Genomic DNA, 6,636 nt, shown 5'->3' on the forward strand with positions numbered 1-6,636 from the left:
AGCGCCACCCGGCGCGAAGACCTCGGCCGACGTGGGCCAATGGGCTGCGAAGTGCGCGGCCATGCGCTCGAACACGGCGGCGAGGCGGCATCCCACGGGGAGGCCCTCCTCGGCGACGCGGAGGGCGGGGCCGATCACGTCGGCGAACGGAAGCGTGCCGTGGTCGGCGAGCAGGGTGAGCCAGCCGAGCGTCGAGCCCGGGATCGCGGCGGGCAGGAGGCCCGTGCCGGGCACGTGCGCGAGCCCTAGCTCGCGGAACGCCGCGACGCTGGCCCGTGCCGGCGCGGGCCCCTGAGCGCACAGGACCTGCGGCGCAGCGCCCGGCTCGGCGAGAAGAAGCGTGAGGTCTCCACCGGGTCCGTTCTGCTGCGGCTCGGCGACCTGAAGCGCGAAGCCGGCGGCAGCAGCGGCGTCGTACGCGTTGCCGCCGCGCTCGAGCATCGCCATGCCCGCTTGGGCTCCGATCCAGTGCGTGGCCGAGACCATGCCGAACGTTCCCGTGAGCTCTGGGCGTGTGGTGAACTCCATCACCCCACGCTATCGCTCGCCCCAGCGAGCCTCGCGGTTACCAGAGGTGGGGCGCGGGGCGCCGCGTGCTCGGGAGCGCGCTCTCCTCCCGCCAACGGTGCAGGAACTCGGGGAGCTCGAGGTCCGCCGGCGGCATCCCGACCTCGGCGAAGATCTCTTCATTGCTCACGGGACCCGTCGCGGAGACGAGCCGCGTCGCGATGTAGGCGCGCGCGTAGACCTCCCCGCTCGCCACCATCCGCTGCTCGAAATAGATCGCGCGGTCGTCGACGCCGATGATCCGGCTCTCGATCGTGTACCGCTGCCACAGCGTAAGCGACTTCCGGAACGTGATCGTCTCGAGGTTGACCACTGGAGCCCATCCCTTGGCCCGCATCCTGCGCCACGCGCCGGCTCGGACCATGAGGTCGAAGCGCCCCAGGTCCATGAGCGAGAAGTACATGCCGTTGTTGACGTGCATCGCGATGTCGATGTCGGTCGGGAGCACCCGCAGTGGGAGCGAGGAGGTGCCCCACAGGCTCAGAGGCGGCCGACGCCCCGACGTGACGAGCAGGAGGAGCGTGCGCAGAAGCAGATGCATGCCCTCATGTTACTAGCGAGTAACCACAGTGTCGCGCCTCCCGAAATGTATACACAGCGCCGGTCAATCCTGAATGAAATGGCTTGCGATCCCCTCCGTGGCGTGTCAGTGTATACATTGTCGAAGGGAGGGGCATGAAGGCCAGCGATCGCGCGTACGCCATGCTCCGCGAGGATATCGTCGAATGGCGGCTCGTTCCGGGGACCGTCCTCGGAGAAGTCGAGCAGGCGGAGCGCCTCGGAGTGTCCCGCACGCCGCTGCGCGAGGCCCTCGCACGCCTCACCGGCGAGGGGCTCGCCACGGCACAGCGCGGGCGCGGCGTCGTGGTGAGCGAACTCTCGCTCGACCACCTCGGCGAGCTCTTCGAGCTCCGGGAGGCGCTCGAATGCAAGGCGGCGGCGCTCGCCGCCCAGCGCGGCGACCGCGAGCCCTTCGTGGTCCTCCGAGACCGCCTTCTTGCGGCACCGGCCCTCCTGACCGACGACGATCCCCAGCGAAGCGAGTACTACGCCCTGTCCGCCGAGCTCGACAGCGCGATCGACGGCGCGATAGCCAACTCCTATCTGTCCCAGGCGCTCGAGGGCCTGCGAGTCCACCTCGCCCGCGTGCGCCGCCTCGCGAAGGACGACGCCGCGCGCCTTCGCCAGGCCGCCGTCGAGCACGCGTCCATCGCCGGGGCGATCGCCGAGGGCAACGCGCCCCTCGCGGCCGCCGCAACCGCGGTCCATCTGAACAACAGCCTGAACCACATCAAAGCCACCCAGCACACTTCTGAACACCGAGAGGCCATCCATGGTTGAGCTGCACAAGGTCCGCGTCTACAAGAGCGAAGAGAGCCTCCCCCGCGAGGACCAGCTCGCGCACAAGATCGCGGGGGTGGCCGCGGACCCGGTGGAGGTCGCTCCGGAGGTGACGGAGATGGTGATCAACCGGATCATCGACAACGCCTCGGTCGCGATTGCCTCGCTCAACCGGGCCCCGATCGTGGCCGCGCGGGCGCAGGCGCTGGCCCACGCGCCGTCGTCCGGTGGGCGCGGGGCGCTCGTGTACGGGATTCAGGACCGCGTCTCCCCCGAGTGGGCGGCATGGGCCAACGGCGTCGCCGTCCGCGAGCTCGACTACCACGACACGTTCCTTGCGGCCGAGTACTCCCACCCCGGTGACAACATCCCGCCCATCCTGGCCGTCGCCCAGCACGTCGGCTCGACGGGCCGCGACGTGGTGCGAGGCATCGCGACGGGATACGAGGTCCAGGTGGACCTCGTGAAGGCGATCTCCCTCCACAAGCACAAGATCGACCACGTGGCCCACCTCGGCCCGTCCGCGGCAGCCGGGATCGGGACGCTGCTGGGTCTGGACGTCGAGACGATCTTCCAGGCCGTGGGCCAGGCCCTGCATACGACGACGGCGACGCGCCAATCGCGCAAGGGCGAGATCTCCACGTGGAAGGCCCATGCCCCCGCCTTCGCGGGCAAGATGGCGGTCGAGGCCGTGGACCGGGCGATGCGCGGGCAGACCTCCCCCGTGCCGATCTACGAGGGCGAGGACGGGGTCATCGCGTGGCTGCTCGACGGTCCGGACGCCTCGTACGAGGTCCCGCTGCCCGCTCCCGGCGAGGCGAAGCGGGCGATCCTCGACACCTACACGAAGGAGCACTCGGCCGAATACCAGGCTCAGGCCTGGATCGATCTGGCCCGCAAGCTGCACCGCGAGCACCCCGAGGCCACCGACCCGGCCAACGTCACGAGCATCCTGATCCGCACGAGCCACCACACGCACCACGTGATCGGCTCGGGTGCGAGCGACCCGCAGAAGTACGACCCCACCGCCTCGCGCGAAACACTTGACCACTCGATCCCGTACATCTTCGCCGTCGCCCTCCAGGACGGAACCTGGCACCACGTCGACTCGTACGCCCCCGAGCGCGCGGCCCGGCCGGACACGGTCGAACTGTGGCACAAGGTCACGACCGAAGAGGACCCGGAGTGGACCCGCCGCTACCACTCCCTGGACATCGCCGAGAAGGCGTTCGGAGGGTCCGTGGTCATCACGATGTCCGACGGCACCGTGATCGAGGACGAGATCGCGGTCGCGGACGCCCACCCGCTCGGCGCCCGCCCGTTCGGGCGCGAGCAGTACATCGCGAAGTTCCGCGCCCTCGCCGCCGAGGCGGTCGCCCCGGAGGAGATCGAGCGGTTCCTCGACGCCGTCCAGCGCCTCCCCGAGCTCCGCGCCGGCGAGCTCGATGAGCTCAACATCGTGGCCAAGGACGGGGTCATCGACCTCGCGTCAGCACCGAAGGGACTCTTCTGATGCTGTACTCCAAGTCCACCCCCGAGCAGAAGCGGATCCGCCTGCGCGAACTGCTCGCCTCCGGCGAGGTCCAGCAGTTCCCGGGCGCGTTCAACCCGCTCTCGGCCCGGCTCATCGAGGAGAAGGGCTTCCCGGGCGTCTACATCTCCGGCGCCGTCCTCGCCAACGACCTCGGCCTGCCCGACATCGGCCTCACGACCCTGACCGAGGTCGCGGCCCGGGCCGGGCAGATCGCCCGCATGACCGAGCTCCCCGCGATCGTGGACGCCGACACGGGCTTCGGCGAGCCCATGAACGTGGCCCGCACCGTCCAGGAGCTCGAGAACGCCGGGCTCGCGGGCTGCCACATCGAGGACCAGGTCAACCCCAAGCGGTGCGGCCACCTCGACGGCAAGGCCGTCGTGGACCTCGACACCGCGCTGAAGCGCATCCGCGCCGCAGCCGAGGCACGCCGCGATCCGAACTTCCTCATCATGGCCCGCACCGACGTCCGCGCGTCGGACGGCCTGGACGCCGCCGTCGACCGCGCCAAGGCGCTCGTCGACGCCGGCGCGGACGCGATCTTCCCCGAGGCCATGGCGAGCCTCGAGGAGTTCCAAGCGGTCCGGAACGCCGTGAGCGTCCCGGTCCTGGCGAACATGACCGAGTTCGGCAAGAGCCGCCTCTTCACCGTCGAGGAGCTCGCGAGCGTGGGGATCAACCTCGTGATCTACCCTGTGACCCTGTTGAGGATTGCCATGGGCGCTGCAGAACGTACGCTGGAAGCAATCGCTGCGCACGGCACCCAGGAGGACCAGGTCGAGAAGATGCTCACTCGCTCACGCCTCTACGAGCTGGTTGACTACGAGGCGTACAACCGCTTCGACGCCGGCGTCTTCAATTTTCAGGTTCCCGGCCGATACTGAGGCCGACAGTAGGCCACCAACGAAGGAGCCCGCTATGACGCAGCAATCCAACACGGACGAGATCAAGAAGGGTCTCGCCGGCGTGGTGGTGGACTACACCGCCATCTCCAAGGTCAATCCCGACACCAACTCCCTGCTCTACCGCGGCTACCCCGTCCAGGAGCTCGCGGCACGCTGCAGCATGGAGGAGGTCGCCTACCTGCTCTGGAACGGCGAACTGCCCACCCGCGACCAGCTCGCGGCCTTCGAGCAGCAGGAGCGCGCGGGCCGCTCGCTCGACCCGCTCATCAAGGCGATCGTCGACGAGCTCCCCCTCGGCTCGCACCCCATGGACGTGTGCCGGACCGCCACCTCCGTGCTCGGCGCGCGCGACTCGCTCGCCGCGGACTCGTCGCGCGGGGCGAACAACGCGAAGGCGGTCGCCTTGTTCTCGGCAATGCCCGCCGTCGTCGCCTACGACCAGCGCCGCCGCCGGGGCGAGCAGCCCATCGAGCCGCGCTCCGACCTCGGCTACGCCGCCAACTTCCTGTGGATGACGTTCGGCGTCGAGGCCGCGCCCGAGGTGATCCGGGCGTTCGAGGTCTCGATGATCCTGTACGCCGAGCACTCGTTCAACGCCTCGACGTTCACGGCCCGCGTCGTGACCTCGACGCTCTCCGACCTGCACTCCGCCGTCACCGCGGCGATCGGCGCGCTCAAGGGCCCGCTGCACGGCGGCGCGAACGAGGCCGTCATGGAGACGTTCGAGGAGATCGGGATCGACCCGAACGAGTCCCACGAGGACGCCAAGCGCCGGGCCAAGGACTGGATGGACGCCGCCCTGGCCCAGAAGAAGAAGATCATGGGCTTCGGGCACCGCGTCTACAAGCACGGCGACTCGCGCGTACCGACCATGAAGGCCGCCCTCGACGAGCTCATCACGTACTACGGGCGCCCCGAGATCCTGGGCCTGTACGACGGGCTCGAGCAGTCGATGGACGAGGCCAAGGGCATCAAGCCGAACCTCGATTACCCCACGGGCCCGGCGTACCACCTCATGGGCTTCGACATCCCGACGTTCACGCCACTGTTCGTGGCGAGCCGGATCGTGGGCTGGACCGCGCACATCATGGAGCAGCTCGAGAGCAACTCCCTGATCCGCCCGCTCAGCGCGTACAACGGGCCGGACGAGCGGCACCTGGACTAAACAGTCGCAACTCAGCCGAGGACAGCGAAACGGGCCACCGTTTCGTTGTCCTCGGCCATTTCCACGAGGAAGTGGGCCACGGTCCCCGAGAGGACGATCGGCAGCCAGTGGTCGGCGTCCTGCCACATGTCCTCGAGCGGCAGCGCGTCGACGCGGTACCACGCGGGCGCGATCTCCTCGGTCTCGCACACCTCGCCTGACCAGGCTGTGCACGTGAACATGGCGCACTCCATGTCCCATTCGGGGCGGGCGGGGAAGCGGAAGTCCACGGTGCCGGCCGGGCGGACCGCCGCTGGGTCGAGCACCACGCAGGCCTCTTCGTGCAGCTCGCGCACGGCGGCCTCGGCCGAGGTCTCCCCCGGCTCGACGTGCCCGCCGAGGCCCACCACCTTGCCGCGCCCGAAGCCCCGCTTCTTGCGCCCCAGCAGCACCTCGCGGCCGGCGGCGCCGTCGCGGAGGAGGAAACAGAGTGCCACGGGCGCGCCCATCAGATCGCCGCGCCAGGGGATGCTGCGCCAGGGGATGCTGCGGCGCCCACGCTAGCCCCGCGCCCTGGGATGGGCCGCGGCGTAGACCTCGCGCAGCGTATCGGCGGTGACGAGCGTGTAGACCTGCGTTGTCGTGACGGACGCGTGCCCGAGGAGTTCCTGGACCACTCGGACGTCGGCGCCGCCCTCGAGGAGGTGCGTCGCGAAAGAGTGCCGCAGCGTGTGCGGCGAGACGTCGCGGCCGATCTGCGCGCGCTCCGCGGCGTCCTTGAGGATCGTCCACGCGCTCTGCCGGCTGAGGCGGCCGCCGCGCGCGTTGAGGAAGAGGGCGGGCGTGCCGGCGCCCTTCGTCGCGAGGAGCGGGCGCGCGCGGACGAGGTAGTCGTCCACGGCACGCGCTCCGTACGAGCCGAGCGGGACGAGCCTCGCCTTCGAGCCCTTGCCGAACAGCCGCACCACGGAGGGACCGCCGTCGTCCTCGCCGCTGAGCCGCACGTCGTCGACGTCGAGCCCCACCGCCTCGCTGATGCGCGCGCCGGTCGAGTAGAGGAATTCGAGCAGTGCCCGGTCGCGGAGGCCCGTCGGGCTGTCCGCGGACGCGGCGTCGAGGATGCGCGCCACGTCGTCGACCGGGAT

The 6,636-nt window shown here is 70.0% G+C and carries 8 protein-coding genes; 4 read left to right on the forward strand and 4 right to left on the reverse strand.

Annotation, left to right across the window (positions count from 1 at the left end):
* On the reverse strand, window positions 1-528 hold a 528-nt coding region (locus ACLN58_RS15760), incomplete at its 3' end, for a gamma-glutamyltransferase (protein ID WP_415856204.1).
* Window positions 529-565: 37 nt separating this feature from the next.
* Entirely contained in the window at window positions 566-1,108 is a 543-nt protein-coding gene (locus ACLN58_RS15765; RefSeq protein ID WP_415856205.1) for an acyl-CoA thioesterase, read from the reverse strand.
* 134 nt (window positions 1,109-1,242) lie between these two features.
* On the opposite strand from ACLN58_RS15765, the gene ACLN58_RS15770 reads away from it, so the two are divergent.
* The 4 genes from ACLN58_RS15770 to ACLN58_RS15785 are packed head-to-tail and all read left to right on the forward strand — an operon-like array spanning window position 1,243 to window position 5,512.
* Window positions 1,243-1,908: a GntR family transcriptional regulator gene (locus ACLN58_RS15770; protein WP_415856206.1), complete on the forward strand. Its 666-nt coding sequence runs from the start codon at window positions 1,243-1,245 to the stop codon at window positions 1,906-1,908.
* Window positions 1,901-3,421 (forward strand): MmgE/PrpD family protein, encoded by a 1,521-nt coding sequence (locus tag ACLN58_RS15775; RefSeq protein WP_415856207.1) that lies wholly within the window; start codon window positions 1,901-1,903, stop codon window positions 3,419-3,421. The genes ACLN58_RS15770 and ACLN58_RS15775 overlap by 8 nt, the downstream gene beginning before the upstream one ends.
* Window positions 3,421-4,326: a methylisocitrate lyase gene (prpB, locus tag ACLN58_RS15780; protein ID WP_415856208.1), complete on the forward strand. Its 906-nt coding sequence runs from the start codon at window positions 3,421-3,423 to the stop codon at window positions 4,324-4,326. Before ACLN58_RS15775 ends, prpB begins: the two co-directional genes overlap by 1 nt.
* 34 nt (window positions 4,327-4,360) lie before the next feature.
* Complete coding sequence (locus ACLN58_RS15785; RefSeq protein WP_415856209.1) at window positions 4,361-5,512, forward strand: bifunctional 2-methylcitrate synthase/citrate synthase; 1,152 nt, start codon at window positions 4,361-4,363, stop codon at window positions 5,510-5,512.
* A gap of 11 nt (window positions 5,513-5,523) precedes the next feature.
* On the opposite strand, the gene ACLN58_RS15790 is transcribed toward ACLN58_RS15785, so the two are convergent.
* Window positions 5,524-6,003, reverse strand: coding sequence for an 8-oxo-dGTP diphosphatase (locus ACLN58_RS15790; RefSeq protein ID WP_415856211.1), 480 nt, complete (start codon window positions 6,001-6,003; stop codon window positions 5,524-5,526).
* 48 nt (window positions 6,004-6,051) lie between these two features.
* The coding region (locus tag ACLN58_RS15795) for a tyrosine-type recombinase/integrase (protein ID WP_415856210.1) at window positions 6,052-6,636 on the reverse strand (585 nt) is incomplete at its 5' end.

It is taken from the genome of Sinomonas sp. G460-2 (assembly GCF_047759905.1).
Taxonomy (GTDB): Bacteria; Actinomycetota; Actinomycetes; order Actinomycetales; family Micrococcaceae; genus Sinomonas.